At 68.4% G+C, this 25,554-nt stretch carries 26 protein-coding genes and 4 pseudogenes; 14 read left to right on the top strand and 16 right to left on the bottom strand.

What is annotated here, in order from left to right:
* Complete coding sequence (locus GNX96_RS27045) at positions 1 to 426, top strand: maleylpyruvate isomerase family mycothiol-dependent enzyme (RefSeq protein WP_163570355.1); 426 nt, start codon at positions 1 to 3, stop codon at positions 424 to 426.
* Between the two features lie 146 nt (positions 427 to 572).
* On the opposite strand, the gene GNX96_RS27040 is transcribed toward GNX96_RS27045, so the two are convergent.
* The 5 genes and pseudogenes from GNX96_RS27040 to GNX96_RS27025 all read right to left on the bottom strand — a co-directional run bounded on the left by GNX96_RS27040 (position 573) and on the right by GNX96_RS27025 (position 6,464).
* A complete protein-coding gene (locus GNX96_RS27040; protein ID WP_163570353.1) occupies positions 573 to 1,964 on the bottom strand; it encodes a hypothetical protein in 1,392 nt (463 codons plus the stop codon).
* Positions 1,965 to 2,022: 58 nt separating this feature from the next.
* The gene (locus GNX96_RS27035) at positions 2,023 to 3,099 is read right to left on the bottom strand and encodes a hypothetical protein (RefSeq protein WP_163570352.1); all 1,077 of its coding nucleotides are present in this window, start codon (positions 3,097 to 3,099) and stop codon (positions 2,023 to 2,025) included.
* Between the two features lie 761 nt (positions 3,100 to 3,860).
* Positions 3,861 to 5,017: pseudogene (locus tag GNX96_RS27030) on the bottom strand (amidohydrolase).
* 311 nt (positions 5,018 to 5,328) lie between these two features.
* Complete coding sequence (locus GNX96_RS55500) at positions 5,329 to 5,457, bottom strand: hypothetical protein (RefSeq protein ID WP_279581599.1); 129 nt, start codon at positions 5,455 to 5,457, stop codon at positions 5,329 to 5,331.
* A complete protein-coding gene (locus tag GNX96_RS27025) occupies positions 5,442 to 6,464 on the bottom strand; it encodes a glutamate--cysteine ligase (protein WP_279581598.1) in 1,023 nt (340 codons plus the stop codon). Before GNX96_RS27025 ends, GNX96_RS55500 begins: the two co-directional genes overlap by 16 nt.
* Positions 6,465 to 6,905: 441 nt before the next feature.
* On the opposite strand from GNX96_RS27025, the gene GNX96_RS27020 reads away from it, so the two are divergent.
* Both GNX96_RS27020 and GNX96_RS27015 read left to right on the top strand, forming a co-directional pair.
* Entirely contained in the window at positions 6,906 to 8,744 is a 1,839-nt protein-coding gene (locus GNX96_RS27020; protein ID WP_279581597.1) for a serine/threonine-protein kinase, read from the top strand.
* Positions 8,745 to 8,770: 26 nt separating this feature from the next.
* Complete coding sequence (locus GNX96_RS27015) at positions 8,771 to 9,292, top strand: hypothetical protein (RefSeq protein ID WP_163570350.1); 522 nt, start codon at positions 8,771 to 8,773, stop codon at positions 9,290 to 9,292.
* A gap of 8 nt (positions 9,293 to 9,300) precedes the next feature.
* Here the strand turns inward: GNX96_RS27015 and GNX96_RS27010 are convergent, their stop codons facing one another.
* The gene (locus tag GNX96_RS27010) at positions 9,301 to 9,834 is read right to left on the bottom strand and encodes a TetR/AcrR family transcriptional regulator (protein WP_313885795.1); all 534 of its coding nucleotides are present in this window, start codon (positions 9,832 to 9,834) and stop codon (positions 9,301 to 9,303) included.
* Positions 9,835 to 9,920: 86 nt separating this feature from the next.
* Between GNX96_RS27010 and GNX96_RS55495 the strand changes: the two genes are divergently transcribed.
* From GNX96_RS55495 to GNX96_RS64935, 7 genes and pseudogenes are all read left to right on the top strand, one after another.
* Positions 9,921 to 10,118, top strand: coding sequence for a hypothetical protein (locus tag GNX96_RS55495; protein WP_279581595.1), 198 nt, complete (start codon positions 9,921 to 9,923; stop codon positions 10,116 to 10,118).
* Positions 10,115 to 10,714, top strand: coding sequence for a methyltransferase (locus GNX96_RS27005; protein ID WP_279581594.1), 600 nt, complete (start codon positions 10,115 to 10,117; stop codon positions 10,712 to 10,714). Before GNX96_RS55495 ends, GNX96_RS27005 begins: the two co-directional genes overlap by 4 nt.
* Before the next feature lie 43 nt (positions 10,715 to 10,757).
* A pseudogene (locus GNX96_RS27000) lies at positions 10,758 to 11,562 on the top strand (purine-nucleoside phosphorylase).
* Positions 11,563 to 11,680: 118 nt separating this feature from the next.
* A pseudogene (locus GNX96_RS55490) lies at positions 11,681 to 12,052 on the top strand (protein kinase domain-containing protein); the annotation flags it as partial.
* Positions 12,053 to 12,098: 46 nt separating this feature from the next.
* Positions 12,099 to 12,578 (top strand): protein kinase domain-containing protein, encoded by a 480-nt coding sequence (locus GNX96_RS26990; protein ID WP_163570346.1) that lies wholly within the window; start codon positions 12,099 to 12,101, stop codon positions 12,576 to 12,578.
* A 35-nt stretch (positions 12,579 to 12,613) separates the two neighbouring features.
* The gene (locus GNX96_RS26985; RefSeq protein ID WP_163570344.1) at positions 12,614 to 13,807 is read left to right on the top strand and encodes a hypothetical protein; all 1,194 of its coding nucleotides are present in this window, start codon (positions 12,614 to 12,616) and stop codon (positions 13,805 to 13,807) included.
* Positions 13,797 to 15,425, top strand: a pseudogene (locus GNX96_RS64935) (phospho-sugar mutase). The gene GNX96_RS26985 and the pseudogene GNX96_RS64935 overlap by 11 nt, the downstream one beginning before the upstream one ends.
* On the opposite strand, the gene GNX96_RS64930 reads toward GNX96_RS64935, so the two are convergent.
* The 5 genes from GNX96_RS64930 to GNX96_RS26955 all read right to left on the bottom strand — a co-directional run bounded on the left by GNX96_RS64930 (position 15,323) and on the right by GNX96_RS26955 (position 18,740).
* On the bottom strand, positions 15,323 to 15,799 hold the full coding sequence (locus GNX96_RS64930) for a hypothetical protein (RefSeq protein ID WP_163570342.1): 477 nt from the start codon (positions 15,797 to 15,799) through the stop codon (positions 15,323 to 15,325). The pseudogene GNX96_RS64935 and the gene GNX96_RS64930 overlap by 103 nt on opposite strands.
* On the bottom strand, positions 15,800 to 16,372 hold the full coding sequence (gene upp, locus GNX96_RS26970) for a uracil phosphoribosyltransferase (RefSeq protein ID WP_390624161.1): 573 nt from the start codon (positions 16,370 to 16,372) through the stop codon (positions 15,800 to 15,802).
* A gap of 120 nt (positions 16,373 to 16,492) precedes the next feature.
* Positions 16,493 to 17,770 carry a glycosyltransferase gene (locus tag GNX96_RS26965; protein WP_163570338.1) on the bottom strand — a complete coding sequence of 426 codons (1,278 nt, stop codon included), beginning with the start codon at positions 17,768 to 17,770 and terminating at the stop codon, positions 16,493 to 16,495.
* A 345-nt stretch (positions 17,771 to 18,115) separates the two neighbouring features.
* Positions 18,116 to 18,340, bottom strand: coding sequence for a hypothetical protein (locus GNX96_RS26960; protein ID WP_163570337.1), 225 nt, complete (start codon positions 18,338 to 18,340; stop codon positions 18,116 to 18,118).
* Positions 18,341 to 18,389: 49 nt separating this feature from the next.
* Positions 18,390 to 18,740 carry a cysteine peptidase family C39 domain-containing protein gene (locus GNX96_RS26955; RefSeq protein WP_279581592.1) on the bottom strand — a complete coding sequence of 117 codons (351 nt, stop codon included), beginning with the start codon at positions 18,738 to 18,740 and terminating at the stop codon, positions 18,390 to 18,392.
* A gap of 149 nt (positions 18,741 to 18,889) precedes the next feature.
* Between GNX96_RS26955 and GNX96_RS26950 the strand changes: the two genes are divergently transcribed.
* Together GNX96_RS26950 and GNX96_RS26945 are read left to right on the top strand one after the other, a co-directional pair.
* The gene (locus GNX96_RS26950; protein ID WP_279581591.1) at positions 18,890 to 19,873 is read left to right on the top strand and encodes a helix-turn-helix domain-containing protein; all 984 of its coding nucleotides are present in this window, start codon (positions 18,890 to 18,892) and stop codon (positions 19,871 to 19,873) included.
* Between the two features lie 57 nt (positions 19,874 to 19,930).
* Positions 19,931 to 20,518 (top strand): hypothetical protein, encoded by a 588-nt coding sequence (locus GNX96_RS26945; protein WP_163570334.1) that lies wholly within the window; start codon positions 19,931 to 19,933, stop codon positions 20,516 to 20,518.
* 24 nt (positions 20,519 to 20,542) lie between these two features.
* On the opposite strand, the gene GNX96_RS26940 is transcribed toward GNX96_RS26945, so the two are convergent.
* Both GNX96_RS26940 and GNX96_RS26935 read right to left on the bottom strand, forming a co-directional pair.
* Positions 20,543 to 20,929 (bottom strand): VOC family protein, encoded by a 387-nt coding sequence (locus tag GNX96_RS26940; RefSeq protein WP_163570333.1) that lies wholly within the window; start codon positions 20,927 to 20,929, stop codon positions 20,543 to 20,545.
* A gap of 11 nt (positions 20,930 to 20,940) precedes the next feature.
* Positions 20,941 to 21,606, bottom strand: a complete 666-nt coding sequence (locus tag GNX96_RS26935) for an ArsR/SmtB family transcription factor (protein ID WP_163570331.1) — start codon at positions 21,604 to 21,606, stop codon at positions 20,941 to 20,943.
* A 77-nt stretch (positions 21,607 to 21,683) separates the two neighbouring features.
* Here GNX96_RS26935 and GNX96_RS26930 point away from each other — a divergent pair, with 77 nt between their 5' ends.
* Complete coding sequence (locus tag GNX96_RS26930; RefSeq protein WP_163570330.1) at positions 21,684 to 23,564, top strand: alpha/beta hydrolase; 1,881 nt, start codon at positions 21,684 to 21,686, stop codon at positions 23,562 to 23,564.
* Here the strand turns inward: GNX96_RS26930 and GNX96_RS26925 are convergent.
* Genes GNX96_RS26925 through GNX96_RS26915 form a run of 3 tightly spaced genes read right to left on the bottom strand, consistent with a single transcriptional unit; the run spans position 23,561 to position 25,079 of the window.
* A complete protein-coding gene (locus tag GNX96_RS26925; RefSeq protein WP_163570328.1) occupies positions 23,561 to 23,905 on the bottom strand; it encodes a hypothetical protein in 345 nt (114 codons plus the stop codon). The genes GNX96_RS26930 and GNX96_RS26925 overlap by 4 nt on opposite strands.
* A gap of 14 nt (positions 23,906 to 23,919) precedes the next feature.
* Positions 23,920 to 24,474, bottom strand: a complete 555-nt coding sequence (locus GNX96_RS26920; protein ID WP_163570327.1) for a hypothetical protein — start codon at positions 24,472 to 24,474, stop codon at positions 23,920 to 23,922.
* Complete coding sequence (locus GNX96_RS26915) at positions 24,471 to 25,079, bottom strand: hypothetical protein (protein WP_163570325.1); 609 nt, start codon at positions 25,077 to 25,079, stop codon at positions 24,471 to 24,473. The genes GNX96_RS26920 and GNX96_RS26915 overlap by 4 nt, the downstream gene beginning before the upstream one ends.
* A gap of 263 nt (positions 25,080 to 25,342) precedes the next feature.
* Here GNX96_RS26915 and GNX96_RS26910 point away from each other — a divergent pair, with 263 nt between their 5' ends.
* Positions 25,343 to 25,513: a hypothetical protein gene (locus GNX96_RS26910; RefSeq protein ID WP_163570324.1), complete on the top strand. Its 171-nt coding sequence runs from the start codon at positions 25,343 to 25,345 to the stop codon at positions 25,511 to 25,513.
* Positions 25,514 to 25,554: the final 41 nt, after the last annotated feature.

Raw genomic sequence — 25,554 nt, 5'->3', positions numbered from 1 at the left:
TTGCTGAACAGCGACGATCGCGGCCGGCTGCAGTGGGTCACCGGCTGGCTGAGCACCCGTACGCTCACCACCACCCGACTCTCCGAGTGCTGGATCCACACCGGCGACGTGGCCGACGCGCTTGGCCGGCCGCTGCCGCCGACCGACCGGCTCTGGCACATCGCGCGGCTGGCTTGGCGCACGATTCCCTACGCCTTCGCGCGCGCCGACCTCACCCTCACCGGACCGGTGGCCTTCGAGCTGACCGCGCCAAACGGCTCCCGCTGGGATTTCGGCGCCGACGCCGCGGCCCTGACGGTCGTCCACGGCACCGCCGCCGACGTATGCGCGATCGCCGGCCGCCGCGCCACCCCCGACGAGGTCCCCGTACACGCCGACGGCCCCGACGCCGAGGCCGTCCTGTCCCTCATGCGCACCTACGCCTGACCAGCTTTCCGGTCGTCACAATCGGAGTCCGATTGTACAGCTCTACATAGGGTGCGGCGCGAAAAACTGTCGTACCCCTCCGGCAGATTTGCCCCCACCCAGTGACGGGTGGGGGGCGGGTTCGAGGACCAATGTTCAACTAAAAATTAGAGTCCACCTCTCAACCCACCCCCCCGCCCGTTCAAAGGGAGGGGGAAAGAAAAACAGACACGTACGACAATTTCGCGCCGCACCCACTTAATGGATGACTCGGAGGCGGCGTTCGGGGTGGGGTGGTGGTGTGGTGCGGGAGCAGGTCGGCCAGGTCGGCTAGCTCCTGGTGGTAGACCGGGTCGGCGGGATAGTTGGAATGGGCCCGGATCGGCGGCGGGACAGGGTCGCCGGGGGCGGCGGCGTATTCCGGGTCGGTCAGCCGGCGGTCGGCGGTGGCCAGCGGGCTGGTGGGTGGCACCGGCGGGTCGGATTCGCGGGGGCCGCTGCCGATCGGGCCGCCGACGTAATCGGTGGTGCGCCAGAGGTTTCGCAACCGGCGGCCGGAGCGGGCGGTGAGCCGGATGGCGATCGATCGCGTCCAGGGTGGGTACGCCGAAATACGCCGGGAAATAACGGGCATACAGCCGCCGAAGGACCGTTCCGATGGCTAGGAAGGCGACTTGTTCGCGCACTACCGAGTCCAGTTGCAGGGTGACGGCGGCGGTGATCACGCCGCCCTGGCTATGCCCGGAAACCACCACCGGTGTCGCCTCACCGGCCGGCTGGCCGCCGGTCGGTGCGCCGGCGGCGTACCAGCGAAGCCGCTGCAGCAGGTCCGGGACCGTACGCTCGGCATAGCAGGGCGCGGCCAGCGGATGGGCCGCCCGCGGCCAAAAAGCGCCGACGTCCCACAGCACACCCACCACCCGCCGAGTGCCGCTGATCCGGAAGGCGGCCGCACCGACGGCCACCAACAAAAGCAGGCCGAGCACTGTGCCGTACGCGCCGATGGCGCTCAACGAACCGGTCGCGGCCAGCACCACGTCCAGTACGGACGCGGCGTTGCCGGACACCGCCGAGGCCAGCACGAAGCCGGTCGCTATGGCGGCGATTGCCAGCGACGGAGCCAAAACCGCGGCGATCAACCCACCGGCCCAGTCGGCGATCCGGGCCAACCAGAAGGCGCGCAGGATCTCCGCGTCCCGGACCGGGGTCCGGTGCGCCTCCGGATACTGCTGGTTGAGCAGCCGCTGCCCCTCGGGCCAGCGAGTCGGCCAGATCAGCCGGTACGCGATGATGCCAGCGCCGGCGAACGCGACCAGCACCAGCCAGCCGAGCATCAGCCCGAAGGCGAGGCTCGCGGTCTGAATGGCCGGCGCCGTGTTCAGCGCGGCCACCGCGCCCTGCACGTCGCCGAAACTCGGTCGCAGGCTGCCGGTCCGCAGAAATCCGCCCACGTAAAGGTAAATCCCGGCAGATGCACCGGCCGCCATCAGCAGGCTCGCGGCGGTCAGCAGCACCGTCCCGTACCCACCGAGCGCCTGCTTGGGCTGCCCCGCCGGCAACCTGGCGGCCCGCTGCCAGAGCAGAGCAACGCGACCGTACCGGCCAACACCAACAGGATCACCACGTGCAGGCTGAAAAGCAGCACAGCCGACCGGCCAAAACCGGGCAGTGGGCCGGTCGGTGACCAGCCCGGGCGTGGCGCCAACACACATAGCCGATCGCCAGCAGGCAGAGGGCGAGAGCTGCTTGATACGCGCGCTCCGCGAGCGTCGCGGCGGTCCCCACCGACGGACGACGGCTTGTCACTGAAGGAAAAGCCAGCAACGTGGCGACACCGACCGCGGCAGCCGCACAGAGCACCAGCAGCGCCCACCCCAGCCAGCTCAGCAGCCCGCCGCCCAGCGGCAGCAGTTGGGTCGCCGCACCCCGATCGTGTTCGTACGCCGGAAGGGCCACTGTGACGACGCAGATGCCGACGGCGATCAGGATGTGCAACCGTCGCAACCGCCGAACCAGGTGCTGGCCTCGCCACAGGTCGGGATGGCTGAGCGCGAGATCCGGCCCGTCGCCCGGATTGTGGTCCGCATACCTGGCGGCCGGATCCGGATCGGCCTGCTCGTACCGCATCGCGGTGCCGCGCCCCAACAGGACGAGCACCAGGAGGACGACGATGGGCACGACCGCGCCGAGCAGCAGTCGCTGGCCCGGAGTCGCCATATGCAGCAGCTGGTCGACGGCGTTCGGGAGGCCTGGGCACGTACCGGCCGGCAACGTGCCGCACCGCCACCCGATCTGGTCGACGCCGACGCCGGCCGCGGTCTGGATCATCAGCGCGGTCAGCCCGAGCGCGAACAGCCGGGACAGCCACCACAGGAAGCCGTCCGTACGCGGTGGGCTCGGTGGCCGCAGCCGTGGCGCCACGTTCGCGATCGTGAAGGGCAGCAACAGAAGCCAGAACGCGCGGGCCGCGGCGCCGGACGTGAGACCGCCCCAGCAGTAGCCCTCCAGCAGTGGTCCCGACCCGTGCGGCTGGCCGGGCGCATCGTCGGTTCCCTCGTCCGCTAACGCCGGCCGGTAGAACCCGGCACGGCTGTCGCCGGCGACCCGTACGACGAGCACTCGATCGAGCAGCTCGTCCGGCGGCGTGCCGGCCACGCCGTGCACGCGAAGTTCGACAACCCTGTCTTCATTCACGTTACGTAGTCTAAACGCTACTCACTGTGACGAACAAGACGTTGCCCTGTATGTCCGAAAGTTCCGCTGTGGTGGCACTGGCTGTCCTCATCGGTCGATACCCGGCCGCCTTGCGGTGCGATCAAGACCTTTTGGCGGGTTTGCGGTGGCGTCACGCGCCCATAGTCCTCGATCGGGGCCCGCAGGGACAACGATCATGGAGTTTTTTTGCCGCGATGCAACGATGGAACGCCCTGGTATGCCTCAGCCATGGTCGACCGGGATCAAGAGCTGCCGTGACTAGCGGTGATGGCTCGGGGGCCCAGTGGCTACGGAGTGCGATGCCGGGGTGGACTTGGTCGTTCAGTGCGGCACAATGTCCCGCACTCGATGTCGAGTGCGGGACATTGTGCCGCAGCGATGGGCCGCCCGGCTTTCCAGTGGCGCGAAAGTGTGGCGTTCGGCGAGCGCTGCAGAAATCTCGTCGTCGTTCGGCGCCCAATGGCGCGGGTTTGGTGTCGCTCGCCGAGTGACACCAGTTTGGTGTCGCATACCGAACCCCCGCAGCGCGCGCTTATTTCGCGCGCGCGCGTCGACTTACGTAATAAAAACCCGCCACCCACCCCCCCCCCCTTCTGAAAGGGCGGGGGCTCAAAATTTCACGACGGTACGACAGTTTCGCGCCGCACCCTAGGTAGACCTGCACAATCGGAATCCGATTGTGCAGACCGCGGGCCGGCGGCGACGAGCGAGAACCAACCGGCCCGTACGGTCAGAGCTCGTCAGCCCGCGAGGGCGGCGACCGCGGTGTGGGCGAGCAGTCGCACCCCGGTGGCGATGGCGCGTTCGTCCACGTCGAAGGTGCCCTGGTGCAGGTCCAGCTGCTCTCCCGGGCGACCGACCCCGAGGCGAGCCATCGAGCCGGGAACGTGCTCCAAATACCAGGAGAAGTCCTCGCCGCCCATGCTCTGCGGGGGGTGCCGACGACAGCGTCGGCGCCGAGGCCGGCGCGGGCCGCTTCGGCGAGGATGCCGGTGGCGCCGGGTTCGTTGACGACCGGCGGGACGCCCCGGGTGTACGTGATGTCCGCGGTCGCGCGGGTGGGCGCGACGACCTCGTGGACCAGTTGGCTGATCAACGTGGGCGCGCTGGACCAGGCGTCGTGGTCAAGGATGCGGACGGTGCCGAGCGCGTACGCGGCCTGCGGGATGGTGTTCGCGGCCTGGCCGGCGTGGATGGCGCCGAAGACCAGCGAGACGCCGGAGCGCGGGTCGGTCCGCCGGCCGAGCAGCGCGGGCACCTCGGTGACGACCCGGCCGATCGCCTCGACCACGTCGGCGGTCAGGTACGGCCGGGCGGTGTGACCGCCGGGGCCGGCGAGGGTGACCCGGATCGAGTCGGCGGACGCGGTCAGCGGACCGACCCGGATGCCGACCAGGCCGGCGGCGATCCGCGGGTCGCAGTGCACCGCGAAGATCCGCGAGACGCCGTCCAGGGCGCCCGCGTCGATCATCATGTCCGGCGCACCGCCGTCGAAAACCTCCTCGGCCGGTTGGAAGACCAGTCGCACGGTCCCCCGCAATCCGCCCATTTCGGCGAGCGCCAGTCCGGCGCCCAGCGCGACCGTGGTGTGCACGTCGTGCCCGCAGGCGTGACAGACACCGTCCACAGTGGACTTGTACGGTACGTCTTTGGCGTCCTGAATGGGCAACGCGTCCATGTCCGCGCGCAATGCCACCACTGGACCGGCCGGATCGCCGGGAATATCGCAAATAATGCCGTTGCCGGTCGGCAGTAGCCGCGGCTTGAGTCCGGCCGCCTCCAGCAACGCGGCGATCTTGGCCGTGGTGCCCTGCTCGTGTTTGGAAAGCTCCGGATGCGCGTGCAGGTCGCGCCGCAGCGCCACCAACTCCGCGCCATGGCCATGGTGACCAGCCAGCGATCCAGCTGCGTACGCAGCTCATTCCCGAGATCCGACGTCATTGTCGAAACCTGCTGCCTATTTCCGGCGGATTGCGTCGTTGTCACGAAGACTGCGTCCCTCATTCACCGTTGCGTCCACGGCGGCACACCTGCCTCACCTGTTCATCCGGGAGCGGTGTCGCCGGTCGAAAGCGAAATAGGCCCCTCGTAAGGCCCCCCGGTCGTCCGCGACATTCACCCGGATCTGGGCGTATTCGCATTCACGACCTTGACCATTGAGCCTACTCCGACCGCAAATGCCGCGTGCGCATAGTCCACAGGCACGAGTCAGCTGGGCAGGCCGTCTCGCATCTCCGCCATCAGGGCATCGACCACCTTGGTCAGGTCGCCATTGTTCTTGGCCGCCACCTCGCGCTGGCGTTGATAGCTCGCGCCGACCTTCAAAATGCGGTCCACAGTGGACAGCTCGGCCACGCAGTCCAGTCGGCGGGCCACCGGCGTGAGTCTTCCAGCAGGTCGCTGATCGCCTGTTTGAGCGGTACGACGGTGCCCTTGTCATCGGCGATGATCTCGGCGTCCAGGCCGTAGCGGGCGGCCCGCCACTTGTTCTCCTCGACCACCCACCTCTTGGGCAGCGGCAGGGTGTAGCCGCGGTCCAGCTCCCGGTCGAAACGCTCCACCAGGCACTGCGCGAGCGCAGCGATTCCCACGATCTCGTCAAAGGTCGCCAGCCCGTCGCAGATCCGCAGCTCCACAGTGCCGAAGTTCGGGTGCGGCCGGATGTCCCACCAGACCTCGCGGATGGTCTGGATGGTCTGGGTGGAGATCAGCGTCTCCATGTACGCCTCGAACTGGTCCCAGCCGGACAGCTGGTAGGGCAGACCGGCGGTCGGCAGTCCCTCGAAGACCTTGCTGCGCGCGCTCGCGAGGCCGGTGTCCTTGCCCTGCCAGTACGGGCTGGAGGCGGACAGCGCGAGGAAATGCGGGATGTACTGAGTCAGCGCGTTGACGATCGGGATCGCCTTCTCCGGCGCCCGTACGCCCACATGGACGTGCACCCCGAAGATCTGCAACCGGCGGGCCAGCCACTGCATCGACTCGATCAGCCGCTGGTAACGGGTGTGCGGGCTGATGTCCTGGGTCGCCCAGTCGGTGAACGGGTGGGTGCCCGAACACATCACCCCGAGATTGCGTTTGGCGGCCGCCTGGCGGACCTGCTCAACCGTTTCGGCGAGGTCCGCGCGCGCTTCGGCGACGGTCGTACAAACGCCAGTGATCACCTCGACGGTGCTTTCCAGCAGCTCGTGCTTGGCCTTGGGATGCTCGGCGGCGCCCTCCGGCCGGATCTCGGTGAGGATCTCGCTGGCCCCGGACCGCAGTTCGCGGGTGTCCAGGTCCACCAGCTCCAGCTCCCACTCCACGCCCAGACTGGCCCGCGGTGACGAGCTGAACTCGATGCGCATCTGGACCTCCAAGGCGCGATCACCGGCGTGGCCCTGGCGCGGCCCCGCCGGTGCGTGGTGAGGGACAGCCTAGGTCCTGTCCGGGGGTTCCGGGGGCAGGAGAGCCCAGAACCAGGAGTCCGCTGTGGCGCTCGCGGGGCTCAGCGGAACAACCAGGCTGGGCCTGGGCCTGACCTGGTGACACTACGTGAACTGGAGATCACGGCAGGATGGCCGTACGAGGACGCGGTCGGCCACTGTCGATCGCGCTAGGGCAGTTTTGCTTGGACAGCCGCGCAGAGTGAGTTCGTACGTACGATCCGCGCGAAACGTTGACCCTACGAGACCAGAAAAACGTAAGCCATTATCTGACGTTCTGTCCTTTTTTTGGCCTTCTTGAGCGGGGTTTTGCGGGACTGCCGGTTCGCGGCCGGTTGGGTGCATCCGGTAGAACGGAGGGAAGTGACTACCGCACACCCCGGCCAGCGGGGCTCCGGCAACCCTCCGAGCGAGCGACGCATCGGCGGGCGGTACGTGCTGCACGCGACCATCGGCGCCGGCGGCGGCATGGGCACCGTCTGGCGGGCCACCGACGAGCTGTTGCGGCGCGAGGTGGCGGTCAAGGAAGTGCTGCTGCCGCCCGGCCTGCCGGCCGCCGAGCGCGACATGCTCTGCGAGCGCACGCTGCGCGAAGCCCGCTCCGCGGCGGCGCTGAACCATCCGGCGGTGATCCGGATCTTCGACGTGGTCGACGACGACGACAGTCGCCCGTGGATCGTGATGGAGCTGCTGGACGCCCGCAGCTTGGCCGACGTCATCCGCGAGGACGGGCCGTTGCCACCGCGTACGGTCGCGGCCATCGGGCTGGCCGTGCTGGGTGCTCTGGAAGCCGCCCACACCGCGGGTGTCCTGCACCGGGATATCAAGCCCGGCAACGTGATGGTGGCCGCCGACGGTCGCACCACACTGACCGACTTCGGAGTCGCCTCCGCACCCGGTGACTCGTCGCTGACCAGCACCGGGCTGCTGCTGGGTTCCCCGCAGTACATCGCGCCCGAACGCGCCCGCGGCCAGGCTTTCGGGCCGTCCAGCGATCTCTTCTCGCTCGGCGCCACGCTTTATGCGGCGGTGCAAGGAAAACCGCCGTTCGACCGGGGCGACCCGCTGCCCACCCTGACCGCGGTGGTCAGCGAGGACCCGGACCCGATGACGCTGGCCGGCCCGCTCGTACCAGTGCTCGCCGGCCTGCTGCGCAAGAGCCCGAACGACCGGTTCACGCACGCCCGGGCCCGCGCCGGCCTGCTGTCCATCCTCGGGGCCGGCCTGGACAGCGACACCGACAGCGATGCCGCCCGGCGGGCCGCATTGGTCGCCCAGACCGTGCAGCACACGCCGGCGCCGCTGCCTGGCCACCAGCCATCCAGCGATCAGGTCGCGGCGCAGGTCAGCGGGGTGCCGGCGGCTTCGCTAACGGCTCCGGCCGCCGAGCCGGCCGGCGACGCGACGACGATGTGGATGCCGCTGCCGACCAACCAGCCAGCGCCGGACGACGAGAAGACGGTCCCGGAGCCGGCGGCCGCAGAGCCGGTGACTGAGCCCGAGCCCGTACGACACGGCGCTCACGAACCTGGCACCCACGAAGCCGGCGCGGCCGTGTTGGGCGACCGCGAGCCGGACGCGCAGCTGCCGGTCGCCGTCAGCCCCGGCGCCGTACCGGTGATGCCGGCGAGCGCACCGCCCGCGATGACGCCCGCCGCACTCGCATCGGCCCCGGCCGACCCGACGAGCGGTGCTGCCGCGATGTCCGGCGTCACGCCAGCTTCTGGAGCCGGCCATGCTGCTGGAACCGGCTATGTTTCTGTAGCCGGCTATGCGCCGAGCGGCGGCGATGGGTACGCGTCAGCTCCTGCTTCCGGCTACCCGTCAAGCGGCGGGGGCTATCCGCCGGCTTCCGGAGCGGGCTCGCCGGCGGGCCAGTCCAGCGGCGCTCCGGCCGGTGCGATTTGGGTCGGTCCCGCCGCCACCACGGCGATGCCGGCCCTGCCTGGCGGCCAGCCAGCAGCGGCCGGGCAGTCGGCGTTCTCGTACGGCGTCGCGGGCACCCCGGCGGCCGCGGCCCAGCAGCCGTACGCGGACAACTACCAGCAGCTTTACCAGCAGGTCGGGCAGCCGGCCAGGCCCCAGCAGACGACCCAGGTGCCCTACGGCACACCGCCCCAGCCCATGTCACCGCCGCCGTTGCCGCAGCCCGCCCCCCCGCGCTCCCACCGCGGTCGCACCCCAACCGGCAGACCCTGCTGATCATCGGCATCGCGGCGGCGATCGTCGTGGTTCTCGTCATCGTCGGCGTGCTGGTGGGCGTCGGCCTCGGCCGTGGTGGCAAACCGTCGGCAGGTACGTCGGCCCCGGCAGTCAACCTGACGCCCTACCGGCACCAGAGCGGCTTCCAGATTCAGGTGCCGACCGGCTGGACCTCGCAGGGCACCAACCAGGTCCGGTTCTATGACCCAGGCAAGCTGGTCTGGATCCAGCTGAACACCGAGAAGGCCGGCAACGCAGACCAGCACCAGGTCTGGGAGTCCGGCTCGCGGCGCCAGGAACGCGGCGTCGGCGGCGGCAGCGCGTACCAGCTGATTGGTTACGGCACGGGCAAGATGGGAAAGTACGCCGCCGCCGACTGGGAGTGGTCGTACCAGCGGGACGGCGAGTCCGAGCGGCGGCACACGCTTTATCGGGGCGTGGTGATCGACGGCGTCAGCTATCAACTGGCCCTGTCCGCGCCGGAAAGTCAGTTCGCCAGCCACCGCGCCCTGCTCGACCAGGTGTCCGCCACTTTCCAGCTCAGCTGACCTTCCCCTCAGCTGTTGGTTTGGGTAGTGATGTGCTCGAAGAGTCCCTGATGGATACGCGTACGCACGCCCTCGGCCCACGGTTCGGTCACCTCGTCGACATCGAGGGCGGCCACGTTGTTGAGAAGCATGCCGAAGGCGAGAAACGACTTCACCGTCACCGGATCCAGGCCCGTCGCATCGGCGACCGTGTCCCACATGCGAGCAAGTCGCGTCCGTACGACATCGCGGACCTCACTGTCACCACCTGCGGCGAAGCCCTGTAGCTGCAACAAAAGGGTGGTGCGGTCGGCCAGCGAGTCGTAGTACTGCGCCCCCATCAGGGCCAGGGCGCTCAACCCCTGGGCGCCGCTGGCGGCTTGCGCCATGCCATCGCTGAAGCGATCGAAGGCCGCGCCGACGAGCTCCAGGAACAGCGCCTTCTTGGTTTTGAACATCCGGAACACATACGCCTGTGTGATGCCCGCTTCACGCGCGACCGCCTCGATCGACGCACCGTGAAGTCCGTGGTCGGCGAACTCCCTCGCGGCGATCCCGAGCACCTGGGTTCGTCGTTCCGGTCCACTCATGCGTGTGGTCATGGTCATTAAGTTACTAGTTACTAACTACCAACTGATAAGTTGGGGTGGTGACCGACGACATCTGGGCCACCGTGGCCGATCAGTTCGCCGATAAGGCGTACGCCTCAGTGAAGGGTCTCGTGCGCACTTATGTGATGCACCAGCAGTTGCTGGAGCATCTGCCGGCCCCACCGGCAACTGTGCTGGACATTGGCGGCGGCGCGGGCCATCATCGTTTCCGCTGGCACAGGCCGGTTACGACGTGACGCTGCTGGACTCGTCGCCAGCGATGCTGGACAAGGCGCGCCAGCGACTCCAACGACTGCCGGCTGAGGTCCAGCGACGGGTGACGCTCTTGCAGGCCGATGGCGAGAACGCAGACGAGGCGGTAGGTGGTCAGCGCTTCGCTGCCGTACTGTGCCACGGCGTGCTCGGATATCTGGAGCAGCCGGGACCGTTGGTCGACCAGCTGTGCCGATGCGCCGCCCCAGGTGGCGTCGTCTCGATCATGACCGGTAACCCCAAGGCTGCCGCCGTACGCCCCGCCTTGGAGCGACGATGGGACGACGCCCTCGCGTCCTTCGACGCCAAACAGGGGATGGGGGTGCTGGGCCTGCCGGGCCGTGACTACACGGTGGAGGAGGTCAGCGAGCTCATCCAGAGCCGCGGCGTGCGGCCGCTGGACTGGTACGGGGTGTGGCTGTTTGTCGACTGGCTCGACTTCAGCGGCGCCGAACTGGACCCGACAGACGCGAAACAGGTGGAAGCCACCGCCGCCGTCGAACTTGAGGCCAGCCGCCGAGACCCCTACCGCCACCTCAGCCGGGTCTTCCATCTCGTCGGCCGCAAGGGTCCGGCCTGACTGTGTGCGGAGAGCGTGACGGGGTCGACTACCCTCGGCGGCCGTGAGTTCATCTCAGGAAACAGCAAAGCTCGCGGCCGACAGCGCGGCCGCGCTCGCGCGCGCCACCGGTGTGGACAAGCACGACGTGGCGGTGGTTCTCGGGTCCGGTTGGGCGCCGGCCGCCGACCGGATCGGCGCCGCCGACGTGGAAGTGTCGGTCAGTGACCTGCCCGGGTTCGCGCCCCCGACCGCGCTCGGGCACGTCGGCAAGGTGCGCTCGGTGACGGTCCAGGGCCGGCGGGTGCTGGTGTTCCTCGGCCGTACGCACCTCTACGAGGGCCTCGGCGTGGAGCCGGTCGTTCACAACGTACGCACCGCGCGCCGCCGCTGGCTGCCACACGGTGGTGCTCACCAACGCCGCCGGCGGCATCAACCTGGGCTACCGGATCGGCCAGCCCGTCCTCATCAGCGACCACCTCAACCTGACCGCCCGCTCGCCGCTGGTCGGCGCCGACTTCGTCGACCTGACGGACGCGTATGCGACCCGGCTGCGCGACCTCGCTCGTACGGTCGACCCGGACCTGGCCGAGGGTGTGTACGCGGCGCTGCCCGGCCCACATTTCGAGACTCCGGCCGAGATCCGGATGCTGGTCACCGTCGGCGCCGACCTGGTCGGGATGTCCACCGCCCTGGAGACCATCGCCGCCCGGGCCGCCGGCCTGGAGGTGCTCGGGCTCTCGATGGTCACCAACGTGGCCGCCGGGCTGAGCGGCCAGCCGTTGGACCACCACGAGGTGCTGGACGCCGGCCGGGCCGCTGCCGCCTCGATCGGCGACCTGCTCCTGGCCATCGTCAGCAAGCTCTGACCTCACTTCGCGAGGGCGATTGCTCGCCCTCGCGATGGCCTGCCCTTTGGGGCACGGTGACGGTCTCCTGACCTGCCGGCCGATGCCGGTCGCGATCTCGCGGCCCTAACCTGGCTGCGTGGTCGGAGCGCCTGCCGGGGAAAGCCGGGTCATCGCCGAGCGGTACACGGTCGTGTCCGCGATCGGCCAGGGCGGCATGGGCCGGGTCTGGCGGGCCCGCGACCTGATCCTGGACCGCGAGGTCGCGCTCAAAGAGCTGCTGTTGCCGAGCACCATGTCCGCGACCGTACGCAAGGAGATGTCCGACCGGCTCATCAAGGAGGCCCGGCTCGGCGCCCGGCTGCGGCATCCGGCGATCGTCCGGGTGTACGACGTGCTCACCGTCGACGGGAACCCGTGGATGGTGATGGAGCTGATCACCGGCAAGAGCCTCGACGACATGGTGCTGGACAGCGGGCCGCTGCCGGCGCCGCGGGTCGCCGAGATCGGGCTCGAGCTGCTGGGCGCGCGCGCTCGGCGCCGCCCACCGCGCCGGGGTGCTGCACCGGGACGTGAAGCCGGCGAACGTGATCATCGACAACGACGGCTCCACCAGCCTGACCGACTTCGGCATCGCCTTCGAGCTCGACAAGACCTCGCTCACCGCGCCCGGCCTGATGATCGGGTCGCCGCCCTTCATCGCCCCAGAGCGGGTACGCGGTGAAACCGTCGGGCCGCCCAGCGACCTGTTCTCGCTCGGCGCCACCCTCTACGCCGCTGTCGAGGGCCGGCCGCCTTTCGACCGGGAAGGCCCGCTGCCGACCCTCGCCGCGATCCTCAACGAGCCCCCCGACCCGTACCGGCTGGCCGGTCCCCTGCAACCGGTCCTGACTGGGCTGCTGGAGAAGGATCAGTACCGGCGGCTGTCCGCCCAAGGCGCCGCCGAGGCGTTGGAGCTGCCATCCGCGGCGGCTCGGCCAGCCCGTCCCTGCTGCCGCCGACCGCGGCCGTACCAGCCCAGCCGCCTCCCCCGCTGACCTGGCCCGGCGCGGCTCACACAGGTGGGACGCCAGTGTCTGGAGCGCCGGCCTCCGGCCAGCCTGGACCGGTGTACGGGCATCTGGTTTCGGGGCAACCGGGGGCGTACGGGCACCAGCCGGTCGGGCCCGGAGCCGTGCCTGCACCGCCGTCGGAAGAGGACGCGTCGACCGTCCAGGTGCACCAGACCCAGGTGCTCCCGATGGGCCAGTTGCCCATCGGCCGGGCGTCGGTCTCCGCCCCGCCGGCACCGCAGCCGACCGGGCAGCCAACCGAGCGGCCAACCAGGCGGCCAACCGAGCGGCCAACCGAGCGGCCAACCGGGCGGCCACCGACCGGCCACGCAGCCGTCTCCAGCCCGCCGGCACCCCTTCCGCCGGTGCCGCACCCGCTGCCTCCCGCGCCGCAACCACCGGTGAGCGGCCGGACCACCGCGCCGAGCAGCCCGCCGTACGGCTACGGCCAGCCGCAAGTCCACCCGACCCCACAACCGCACCAACCGCCGTACCAACCGCCGCCGCCTCGCCGGCGCTCCAAGACCCCGTTGGTCATCATCGGGATCGTCCTGGCCCTTGCGTTGGCGGCCGGCGCCGGCATCGTCGTCGTGTTGAGCCTGAACCACGACAAGGCCAACACCGCGACGCCGCCCACGCCCCAACCGACGTACTCGACCAACCCCAGCTCGACTGGCACACCAGCGCCTTCGGTCAGCCCGGTGAGCCTGTTCCCCGGCTATCTGGTGCCGGTCCCGGCCACCTGGGAACGCAAGGACAGCGGCGACCCGACGCTGATCGGCTACGGGCCGCTCAACAACCCGGACAGCCAGAAAATCCGGATCTCGTTCTCCAACCCCGGCGGACCGGGCACCTCGTCGGCGCTGAAGGTTTTCCAGGATGGCAGCGAGGCTCGCGCCGACGCGGCGGCCGGCCGGCTCGAGGTACTACATTCCGGGCTTTCACGTACTCACCTTGAAGGCGACCTCGTTCGCCGGCCGCTCCGATGGCGCGATCTGGGAGTTCACCTGGTCGAACAACGGCGTCCAGCGGCACAACCTGCTCTATGGCGCGATTGGCCAGAACGGGAAGTCGTACCAACTCTCCTACATGGCCAACGAATCGGATTTCGCCACGTACCTGCCACTTTTCCAGCAGGTGGTGGCTGGCACCAAGGTCAGCCTCTGACCGTCACCGGCCGTCCGGCACGATGGCGGGATGGCAATGCAGACTGACCTGCGCGCGGCCGCCGCCGCGTGGCGGGACGACGACCCAGATCCGGCTACCCAGGCGCAGCTGCAGGCTCTGCTTGACCAGTGGCCGGACAGCGAGGCCGAGCTCGCCGACCGGTTCGCGCAGCCGCTGACTTTCGGTACGGCCGGGCTGCGCGGAGTCCTCCGAGCGGGGCCCAACGGGATGAACCGCGCGGTCGTACGGGCCGCCAGCCGCGGCCTGGTGTCCTATTTGGACAGTGCTGGCCCGGCTGGGCCAGTGGTGGTCGGGTTCGACGGACGGCACGGATCGCGGGAGTTCGCCGACGAGGCGGTGGCCGTCTTCACCGGCGCCGGCCGGCGCGCACTGCGGTTGCGGACGCGGCTGCCCACACCGGTCCTCGCGTACGCGGTGCGGGCGCTCGACGCGGCCGCCGGGGTGATGGTCACGGCCAGCCACAATCCCCCCCCCGCGGACAACGGCTACAAGGTCTATTTGGGCGGCGAGGACGGCCGCGGCGGGCAGATCGTGCCTCCTGTCGACGCCGGCATCGAGGCCGCCATCCGGACCGTCGGCCCACTCTCGGCCGTGCCGTTGGGTGATGCCGGGGAAATCATCGACGACACCCTCGTCGAGTCCTATGTGGACGCCGTCGCCGCGCTGGTCGATCCGGCCGCACCAAAAGGACATCACCGTCGCGTACACCGCGATGCACGGTGTCGGCGCCGAGACTTTGTTGGGGGTATTCAAAAAAGCCGGCTTCGCCGAGCCAGCCTCGGTGCCCGAGCAGCACCATCCGGATCCGGATTTCAGCACCGTCCCGTTTCCCAACCCGGAGGAACCCGGCGCGATGGACCTGGTCCAGGCGCTGGCCGCGCGGACCGGAGCGGATATCGCGATCGCCAACGACCCGGACGCCGACCGGTGCGCCGTCGCGGTGCCGACGCCGGCCGGTTGGCGGATCCTGCGCGGCGACGAGGTCGGCGTACTGCTCGCCGACCATCTGCTCAGGCTCGGCCGGACCGGCACGTACGCGACGACCGTGGTGTCGTCGCAGCTGCTCCAGTCGATCGCCGCGGCCGCAGGCCAGCCGTACGCGGAAACGCTGACCGGCTTCAAGTGGATCGTCCGGGGCGGCGATGAGACCGGCGTGCCACTCGCTTATGGATATGAGGAAGCGCTCGGCTATTGCGTCGCGCCCGACCTCGTCCGCGACAAGACGGCATCTCCGCCGCGGTCCTGATCGCCGACCTGGCCGCCCGACTGAAGGCCGACGGACGGACCCTGACCGACCGGCTGGACGAGTTGGCGGCGGCGTACGGCCTGCACCGGACCGACCAACTGTCCGTACGCGTCACCGATGTCGCCGAAATCGCCACCATGATGGCCCGACTGCGGTCGAACCCACCGTCAACGCTGCTGGGCCGCCCGGTCACCGAAATCACCGACCGACTGCCCAGCGCGGACGTGCTGACCGTACGAGCCGAAGGCGTCCGCGTCGTCGTCCGCCCTTCCGGCACCGAGCCAAAACTGAAGGCCTACCTGGAAACAGTCGAACCTTTCGCCCCCGACGCCGGCCCCCGCGCCGACCGGTCACTGGCAACCCTGCGCACCGAAATCGCCACCGCCCTGGGCCTCTGACGCACGCCCACGTCAGTGGGCGCAGGTGACGGTTTCACGTGCGGTCCTGGTGGCGACGACCTTGCCGTCCACAGTGCCGTGCAGGTGAAGGTGGCTTCGGCGACGATGATCGACGGGTCGGACAGGTTGGCGACCGTCAGCGAGAGCCGGGCGACGCCGTTGGGCGGGTCCTTGATCGTCACGGTCCACGGAATGTCCGCGTCGGTGACTTTCTGGACGCTCGCGCCGACGCCGATCTGGTACGAGATCTCGCCGACCGAGCCAGGTTCCTTGGCGGTGACCGAAAGTTTGACGGTGTGCGGCGGGCCAGCCGCCGCACAACCGGCGGCCAGCAGCAAAGCCGTCACCACAGCCAGCGACAGCCGTAGCCGCATCTAGACCGCGCCGAACTGCCGGTCGCCGGCGTCGCCGAGGCCCGGCACGATGTACTTCGAGTCGTTCAACCGCTCGTCCACGCTCGCCGTGACGATCCGGATCGGCAGCTTCGCCTCGGCCAGCGCGGCGAGCGCCTCGGGGGCCGACAGCGCGCAGATCACCGTGATCTCGCTGGCGCCGCGAGTGGTCAGCAGCCGTACGGCGTGCTCTATGGACCCGCCGGTCGCGACCATCGGGTCCAGCAGGAACACTGGCCGGCCGGTGAGGTCGGCCGGCAGCGACTCCATGTATGCCCGCGGTTCGAAGGTCTTCTCGTCGCGCGCCAGCCCGACGAACCCCATCGCGGCCTCCGGCAACAACCCGAGCGCCGCGTTCGCCATCCCCAGCCCCGCCCGCAACACCGGCACCAGCAGTGGCGGGTTCGCCAGCCGGTATCCGGTCGTACGCGCCACCGGCGTGTGGATCTGGTACTTGTCGACCGGCAGCGTACGGGTGGCCTCGTAGACCAACATGACGGTCAACTCAGCGAGCGCGGCTCGGAAGGTCGCCGAATCCGTCCGCGCGTCCCGCATCGTGGTCAGCCGCGCGGCCGCCAGCGGGTGATCCACAACGAGGGTGTCCAAAGCAGCATCCACAGCACGCACGCTATCCGACGCCCTCGCTGCCCCCACATCAGGCAGCCTGAACTGCTCTTAGGCGGCCATCCGATCGCGTACGCCAGCAGCGGCCGCATAGATCGACAGCATGGACGTCACATAGGCCTGCGGGGTGTGCGCAAGCACCGCTCTGCGGGCCCGGTCCGCCAACGCGCCCGCCAGCACCGGATTCGCCAGCAGCCGCTCGATCGCGGCACCGAAACCGGCAGTCGTCGCCGGAGCGCACAGCGCCGCGCCGGCGAGCGGGCCGGCGGCCAGCAACTCAGCGTCCACCATGACGCATGGGAGGCCAGCGTGAGCGGCCTCGGACAACACCAAACCCTGGGTGTCCGTACGCGATGCGAAGGCGAGGACGCCCCCGGACTGGACGGCGGCAGCGTACGCGGCGGCGACGCGCTGCGGGGCCAGCTCGCCGGCCAGGACGACCCGGCGGCCGAGGCCGCTGGCGCGCAAAGCGGCGGACAGTGCCTCGCGGTCGTAGACCGTCCCCACCAGCACCAGCCGAGCCCGCGGCTCGGCGGCCAGCACCCGAGCGAAAGCCGGTAGCAGCAGGTCGATTCCCTTCTCGGCGGTCACCCGTCCGACGGACAGCACCAGCCGGTCACGAGTCGACACCCCATGCCGCTGCCGGAACGCCATCACCTCCGACGACCGTACGGTCCGCCCCTCGACCCCGGTCGGCAGCACGTGCAGCCGATCGGCGGGCACCGGCAGCCGGACCCGGTCCAGGATCGCGCGGGTCGGCAGCACCACCGCATCGGACTGGCCGAAAAGCAGCCGCAGACCTTCGTCCACCAGAGCGCGCCGCGGGTTGTCTCCGACCGTACGCATCGCCGGCCGCCGGCCGCCGGGAGCGAGCCGTCGCCGGTACGCCGCCACAGCGAGCTGGAGCGCGCGCGTCGGCACCCGATAAGCATCGGCGTACGCGTGCAAGTCCGTGTGGTACGTGTGCACCAGCGGCACGCCCAGCCGGGTAGCCGCATAGACACCGAGCAGGCCGATCGGCCCGACCGTGTGGACGTGCACCAGGTCCGGTTCCCAGCCGGCGATCGCGTCGGTGTGCCGGCGACCGGGCAGCGGCGCGAGCCGCAGCTGACCGACGCCACACGGCAGCGATCGGAGGGTGTGCAGGGACTGGCCGGGCTCGGCGACGGCGTCCCGGTGCCGCGGCACCACGACCAGGCTCTGCCGGCCGGCCGCGCGCAGCTGCCGGTCCAGGGTCTGCAGGCTGGTGACGACCCCGTCGCGGCGAGGCAGCCAGGTGTCAGTGAAATGGGCGATCCGGGACGGTCCCGGGAGAGCGCTGTCGCGCATCTGGGCTCCAGTGAGGGCACAGCCAAACAATCGGACAAATCACACCGTAGGGGCACCGCCGCCCGGTCGTCGCCCGCCCTGCCGGTTTCGCACCAAGACTTTCCCCAGACTTCACCGGGCCCGCGACGACTCTTCGCCGAGCCGCCGCTGGCCGCATCCGGCCAGTCGCTGGATGGGGCCGAAGCCACCGTTCGTCAGGTCTCAGGAATAGTGGTCCAGTCGACAGACCGCCGCGATGGGAGTCTTGGACGCACCTTGGTCGTTGAGAGCGGCACAATGTCCCGCACTCGATGTCGAGTGCGGGACATTGTGCTGCTGTCGACGCCGTGGCGTTTTCGTTGCGAACTAAGCCGCGTACGCCTTCTCGCCGATCCAGGTGCCGAGGTCGTACGTGCTGATCGAGTACTGCTGCGGCACGTTGCTCCAACTCCCGCCACCGGCGCCGCCGCCGGCTGGGTCGCCGATCACCGCGGTGTCGCCGTCGTCGGCGTAGCCGACAATCGCGACGTAATGGTAAATAGTGCCACTCGGGTAGCCCGGCGGCCGCCAGCCGCTGACCACGTTCGCCACCAGTCCGTAGCCCCGGTCGACGTCGTAAACGATGTCCTGTTTGAGCAGGTCACGCTGGGCCTGGGTGGGCGGGTCGCTGACTGCTTTTCGCTCGTACCAACCAGTGTTGAGGAAATGGTTGAGCGCCGAGACGACATTCGCCGTGTCGTCGGTCCCGTTGCTGGGTGGTGCCTTCCCAACCGGCGATGGTGTCCTGGGATGGCGGCGACATCCGAGCGCTGAGCACCATCCGGGTCGAGCCGGGGCCGCAGTAGTAATAGGTCTGCTGTCCTTGCCAGGTGTACGAAAGCGTCGTGGCGCCAGCGGGCGCGGCGGACAGGACTCCAGCCGGGGTAATCGCGAAGGCGGATGCCGCACTCGCGCCGAAAAGGCTCAGGCATAGCCCCATCAACACGGCCACTGCCGCTGTGATTCGTCGCATCATCAGTTTCTCCCCATTTCCCTGCAGGGTGAGCACGCTTCGTCCAGAATGAGGCTGGATGCGGTGGATCCGCCGCATCTTTCAGCGCTGGCCGAAACAGCGCTGACGCCCGGAGGCGGTGAACCGGCTTGTTGCGCATCTGGTTCGACAGCGAAGACCTCGGTCGGCTGCGGGTGGCGCGCCAGCCCCACCAGCTCTGGGAGACCGTGCTCAGCCTGCAGATGCTGAGCGGGCGGCAGGGTGGCCCGGCGTTCGCGAACTGGCGGCAGCGGACCGGCTCCCGGCTCGCCAACAACCCGTCGTACGAGGCGTTGCGCCAGCTCAGGCCACTGATACCGACGGCAGGCTACTTCCCGGACTTCCTCACCCCCGCGGACCCGAACGGCTCGTTCTCGGACGCCGTTTCCGCGGTCGTACGGACCCCCCGCGGCCAGGTCTCGCAGGAGCTGGAGCTGCTGGCGTCCAGCCGGTCGCCGGACCAGCGCCGCGACCTTCCGACCGAGTACAACCTGGACAAGCTCGCGGACGCCCTGGCGCACTATCACCACACGGCAGTCGGTCCGTACGCACAGCGCCTGCACGCGCTTGTCGACGCGGATCGTGCCGTACGAGCGCGCGCTCTGCTGGACGGCGGCGCCGAGGCCCTGTTGGAGTCGCTGGTGCCGATGGCGCACTGGCGGCCGCCCGTGCTGGAAGTGGAGTATCCGCTGGACCAGGACCTCCAGCTCGGCGGTCGCGGGGGTTGCTGCTGGTGCCGTCCGTTTTCTGCTGGCACTATGCGGTCACTTTGCTGGATCCGAGCCTGCCGCCCACGCTGGTCTACCCAGTGGAGCAGGAGACGGGGTTGGACGCGCGCGTTCCGAGCGGCGAGGACGCGCTCGCGCGCGCTGGCTGGTCGGGAGCACCCGCGGGGAGGTCCTACGACATCTGGACGAGACCGGCTGCAGCACCAGCGAGTTGGCCCGCCGGCTCGGCATCTCGCTCGCCGCGGCTCGGCCAGCCAGCACGCGTCGGTGCTGCGCCGCGCAGGACTGATCGTCAGTCGACGCGCCGGCAACACGATGCTGCACAGCCGTACGCCACTGGGCACCGCCCTGCTCTGCGGCAGCTGACAACCAAACCAGGCCCCATCGGCGTCCCAGGAGTACGCCGATGAAAGGGTTGATGACGTGACAGGCAACGACGGCAACCGCGCCAACACGACAGCGATGGGCGAAGCGAATGTCGTGGCCCGCCGTGCCATCACCGGGGCGGCCGCCGTCATCGCCGTCGTCCTGCTGGCCGGTGGCGCTTTCGTGGCCGGCCACTCCCTTGGCCGGCATCAGCGAAAGCCACCGGCGAACCCGTCGGCGCCGATGACAAAACCTGCTGCCACCATCGCGCTGCCCGCCATCGGGCCATGCGCCGCCGGCAACTGGAATTTCCTTGACGGAGTGGCCAAACGCAGCAGCAGCCAGTTGGCACTGGCGGCCGCGCCGCGGATGGTTGGCGATCCGGACCCGACCTACGCTGATCACGATTTCAACGAGGACGGACAGTCGGAGTCGATCCGGGAAATCACCTGTCAGGTGGTTGGCGGGACCGACCGAGTCGCCGCCATCCTGGCCCTGACCAGCACCGGATTCCACTCCGCGGGAGTGCTCGGCGACAAACCCATCACCACTCACACAGCCTCGGCGTCTGCTCGCGAGTATTTCTCCGCATACGGGATCGTCGCACCAACCGGCCATTTCGAAGTGATGGTCCGCCGCGAATGAGGCCTATTCGTGGGACAAAACCGCTCAGTGCTGGTTGGCTGGCGGGTAATACCGCAGCTCGATCGTGTTCTTGTCCGGGTCCTGAACATAAAGTGACTGCGCCCGGCCACGGGCACCGAACCGGGTACCCGGCCCGTCCACCACGGTGAAGACTCCGGACTCCACTACTTCGTGCCAGTCCAACGGTTCCACTACCAGGCAGAAATGGTCCACATTGGACTCCTGGCGAGAGCCGGCGATGATGTCGATGATCGTCGTCGGGCTCACCCGTACGGATGGAAATGGCGCCTTCCCCGCCCGCCACTCGTCCACTCGCTCCGGCTCCATACCAAGCTTGTTCAGATAGAAGTCCAACGATCGCTCCACGTCCGCGGCGACCAGCACCAGATGATCGAAATCAATAACTCGCACTTTTCCTCCTCTTATAGGGATGTTTCCAAAGGTTGGCCGGTACGACGCCACCGGGTGGCGCCGCCAGCCAGCGAGCGGGCCCGCCGGCCGTGCTCGCGAAGAAGCCGCACCGCCTGGGGCGACGCGACACAGTAGGGTCCCTGGCAGTACGCGACGATTTCGCGATCCACCGGCAGGTCGTCGAGCCGGTCACGCAGCTGGCGGCCCGGGACCGAGATTGCCCCCGGCAGATGGCCGGCGGCGTATTCGGCGGCAGATCGCACGTCCACCACCAGCACCGCCGGATTATCGAGTTGGCGCTGCAATTCCTCGGCGGTGACCGGCGCCCATTCGGCCGGCTCCTCGAGCAACTCACCGACCGCGTCCCGCAGGTCCGCCAGCCGGTGCGCGGCGAAATCCTGCAGCTGCCCCAAAAATGTCGACACGTCCCGGTCCGCCAGCCGGTAGAGCACCCGGTTGCCGTCCCGGCGGGCCACGATGAGGTGCGCCGCGCGCAGCTGCTGAAGCTGGGCTGAGGTGTTCTTGAGCCCCACCCCAGCATCGTCAGCCAGTTGCTCAACGCTGCGTTCGCCCTGGTCAAGGAGGTCGAGCAGGCGCAGCCGTACGGGCGACGACAGCGCCTTCCCGACCCGCGCCAGCTGCGCGTAGTAGACCGGCTCTTCGACGAACTCGCTCACGATCACTCCCTACCGTTCTAACGAACTATAGAATAGCCGTTGAGAGTCCACAAGGGGGGTCGGCTAATGTCTTCCGGGTGCTCCGCGTCGTCCGCGGCCTCGCCAGCTATCCCCGGCGGAGCCCTTTCACCACCGCGTATGTCGTTGTGCTGTTCGCTACCCATTTGTGGGTCGACTGGTTTCTGACACCCCCGACCCGCGGCCGGCTCCTGCTCGCAGTGAGCACCAACCTGGGTAACCTGCAGCACGATCCCATCGGTTCACTTGTCGGCAGCGCGCTGTTTTTCGACGGTATGCTGACAGATTTCCACTCGCTTGACTTCGCTGGCACGCTCATCACACTGGGCGCCGGCGTTATCGTGTGCCTGCCCTGGCTGGAACGCCGCTACGGCGCCCCGCGCGCCTTCGGCCTCTTCGCCGCCGGGCACGTCGGCGGGACTTTACTGACCGCACCGGTCATTTTGCTGGCCATCGCACACGGCGGATATCCGGACAGCGTCCGGCACGCGTACGATTTCGGGATCAGCTATGGCGCACAGGCCGTTCTCGCCACCAGCGCCCTGCTGGTACGACCAATTTTCCGCCCTTTCGCGGCCGCCGCGGTGATCGCGTGGCCACTGATCGGCGCCGACTGGAGCGGTTTTCCTGCCAGATTTCGCGACCTTCGGCCATCTCTTCGCCGCCGCCATCGGATTCGGCTGTGGACTCACTGTTCTGTTGCGCCGCAGGCATTCCCATCCGAAGCCAGAACTGACAAATGTCACCGAAGCGAGGTGACGGTTTCGATCTTGTCGGCGGCGGCGAAGTGCCCCAGAATGACATGGCTTGAGGCGACTTTCGTCTCTGTTGGCTATTTTCCCGGGTCATTCTGGAGGTATCTTTCCATGGCTGCATTCGTAGCCCGCCGTACGCGTGCTCTGCTGGCCGCCGGACTGGTGGCGAGCGCGGCGCTGTTCCTGTCCGGCCCCGCCGCCGCCGCACCCACGCCCGCTGCCATCGACTGCCGCGCCGTCCACATTCCAGTCTCGCTGGCCGCCGGTCAAACCGCCGACTACCAAGTCTACGGCGAGCTCTGCAGCCCGGCCGGAACTCACCCGGACGTCGTCCAACTGCTGCTGCCCGGCGGCACGTACAACCACGTCTACTGGGATTTTCCCTATGATCCGGACCGATACTCGTATGTACGGCATGCCGTGCCGGCCGGCTATGCCACCCTCGACATCGACCGGATCGCCACCGGCCAAAGCTCACGCCCGAACAGTCTCCTGATTAACACCGACGTCAACGCGTACGTGGCACATCAGGTCGTCCGGGCGCTGAAATCCCCGCAGCTGGGTGCGTTCGACAAGGTCATCGCGGTCGGCCATTCGTACGGATCGATCACCGCCATGGTCGAGGCCGCCACCTTCCACGATGTGGACGGCGTGATCGACACCGGCATCTTGCACAAACTGGCGCCGACCGGCGCCGCCCAGATCCCGCTCTATCTCAACGAACCCGCGAATATCGACCCATCCGGCCGATTTACCCAACTGCCGCTGGGCTTTGTCACCACCGAGCCCGGGACCAGGAAGAGCTTCTTCTACAACGCTTCGAACGCCGACCCACAGGTCGTCGCTACCGACGAGGCGACGAAAGACACCTTCACGGCTGGCGAGTTGGCAACTTTCCCGCTGGTGCTGGTGAACGGGACGACGTCCAATATTCACGTACCAGTATTGGTGGTCATCGGCGGTAAGGACATCATCTTCTGCGGCCTCGGCGGCTCGGACTGTTCCTCCTCCGCCCGCGTGCAGGCGCAGGAAAAACCGTTCTATCCAGCGGACGCGTGCCTGGAAAGCTATGTACTTGCGAACTCCGGCCACGACGTGAACCTGCACCTGAACAGCACGGACTGGTATGCCCAGGCGCTTTCCTGGGCCAACCGGCATTTCGCTGGCGGTCGCTCGTCCTGCTAGCGGATAGGGCCGATGTTCGGGTCGGTGTAATAGCCAGGGTCCGGCTGCTGCGGTGTTTCAGCCGGACCCTGGTTCGCTCGGGCCAGAGTTTCGTTGGCGTGGTCGAAAAATGAGGTCGCCCGGTTCGCGTCCACGGATGGCGGTGGCGCGGACGTTGACTGCTGGCGGAGCCTTTTCAGGGTTTCTTCGTGGGTGAACAAAGCCTCGCCGTGGCCGGCCAGCATGCTCTCGTGACGTACCAGACTCTGGCCCTGGACCTGCAGGGCGTTGTCGTGACTCTCGAGATGGTTCTTCTGGTCGCCGACAATGGTGGAATTCGCCTGAGTGACGGTCCAGATCATGTCGAACTTCTTCGCTAACTCCTCGATTTTGTTGAAGAGCTCGACATTTTGCGTACGAACCGCATGATTGGACTGCTGCAGGGTGGTGTTCTGCTCGCGCGCATGTTGGCATAGTCGGCCAGCACCGCCGCGTTGTTCAGCCGCAGCTGCGCGTTGGCCGCCTCCAGGCTCGCGGCCCGCTGCTCCAACGCCGCGATCCGCGGCTCGTCGGCACCCGCCCGGGCCGTTTGCGGCGAATCCTTGGCCCGCTCGTCAGCGGTGGTTTTGCCGGTCTCCGACCAGAAACTGGCGCCGGCCTTGGCCGTGACACTGCCGCCGAGCACAAAGGTGGCGACCGCCTTGACGCCCGCCGGCAGGTGCGAGGAATTGAGCACGTACGCACCAACGCCGGCGATGCCAAGCGAGGTCACCGTCCCGACGAGATCGAACCAGGCTTTCCGGGCACCAGCGGTGACCGCGGTGCCAGTAATCTGACCGCCGCGCGCCACCCGCGGCCAGAACGAAGGCTTCCTGGCTCGGACTTTCGGAATCTTGGGGCTCTTGTGGTAGCCAATCACCGGCTCGCTCATATCGGCTCCAGCACCCCCATATGAGATGCGACAATCATCGGGATGGCCGCGGCGAACAGGTAGCCCAGTTCCTCCGCCGTCTGATAGGGCAGTCCCGCTGGAATCGCTTGCGCATCGTCCTGTACGGCGTCCCAGATGCTGGGATACCCGTGCGAGACAGTCCAAAACGTATAGACCTCGTTGACCACTTCCAGTAGCACTTCGCCATTGCGGCCGATGCGGAAGATCTCCGGGTGCTCCTGAGTGTTCCCGATGCCCTGGCCGGTGGGATGCAACTGGTGGCTCTGCAAAACCTTGATCGCCGACGGCGTACCGACCTCGTACTCGACCAGCAGGCCCGTCGCCACCAGCCGGTTGACAATGCCATTCGCATCTCGACCAGTCCGTGCGGCCAGTTCGATCAGTCGATCACGACTGAACTCCCCAGCTGCGTGGGACTGGACGTCGACATGCGCCAGCTGCCAAACCTCGTACGCGTCGAAGGGCAGCTCTGCGGAGTTTCGGCGCTCCGACACCTCGTAATACTCCGGCCCGCTGTCTGGCGCGGCATCCGGGTCGTAGCGGGGGCCGTTGTCGAAGCCGACGGGGACGATGATGGCAGCCACCGGGGTTCCAGCCTCCTGCTGTGCGTCGAGCGCGTCACGTAATGCTTACGGTAGCAGCGGCCGGAAGCGGTCAGCAGTAGTTTGCCCGGAAAGATCCCGGTGCCCCGGTCGGGGGCGACCGTTGTCCAGGAATCAATGGTGGTCAGGTTGCTTTTCGTACGCCGGGAAATCTTCCCGGCCGCTTCCCGATCATTGTCTCTGGTTGCCCACTGGTGGCGGGCGCACGATGGTGAGGCCACATCCGCCTGCGAAAAGGAGATTTCATGACCGCGCCCGTGGACGAATACGACCTTGACATCCGGCTGAGCGACCCGCTGATTCTCACCGACCACGACATGTCCCTGACCACCACAGGTCCGCGTGGCTGCGAGAACACCGGCTGCTACACCTGCGGCAACACCTGCCCAACCGTCCGCACCAGCTGCTGCCCATAGCGAACGCTTTCCATGACCGAGCAGAAAACGACCGGTTTCCG

The sequence above is a fragment of the Fodinicola feengrottensis genome (assembly GCF_010993775.1).
Classification (GTDB): Bacteria; Actinomycetota; Actinomycetes; order Mycobacteriales; family HKI-0501; genus Fodinicola; species Fodinicola feengrottensis.
The sequence above is the reverse complement of the archived record's forward strand: the minus strand, read 5'-3'. Positions and strand labels throughout refer to the sequence as shown.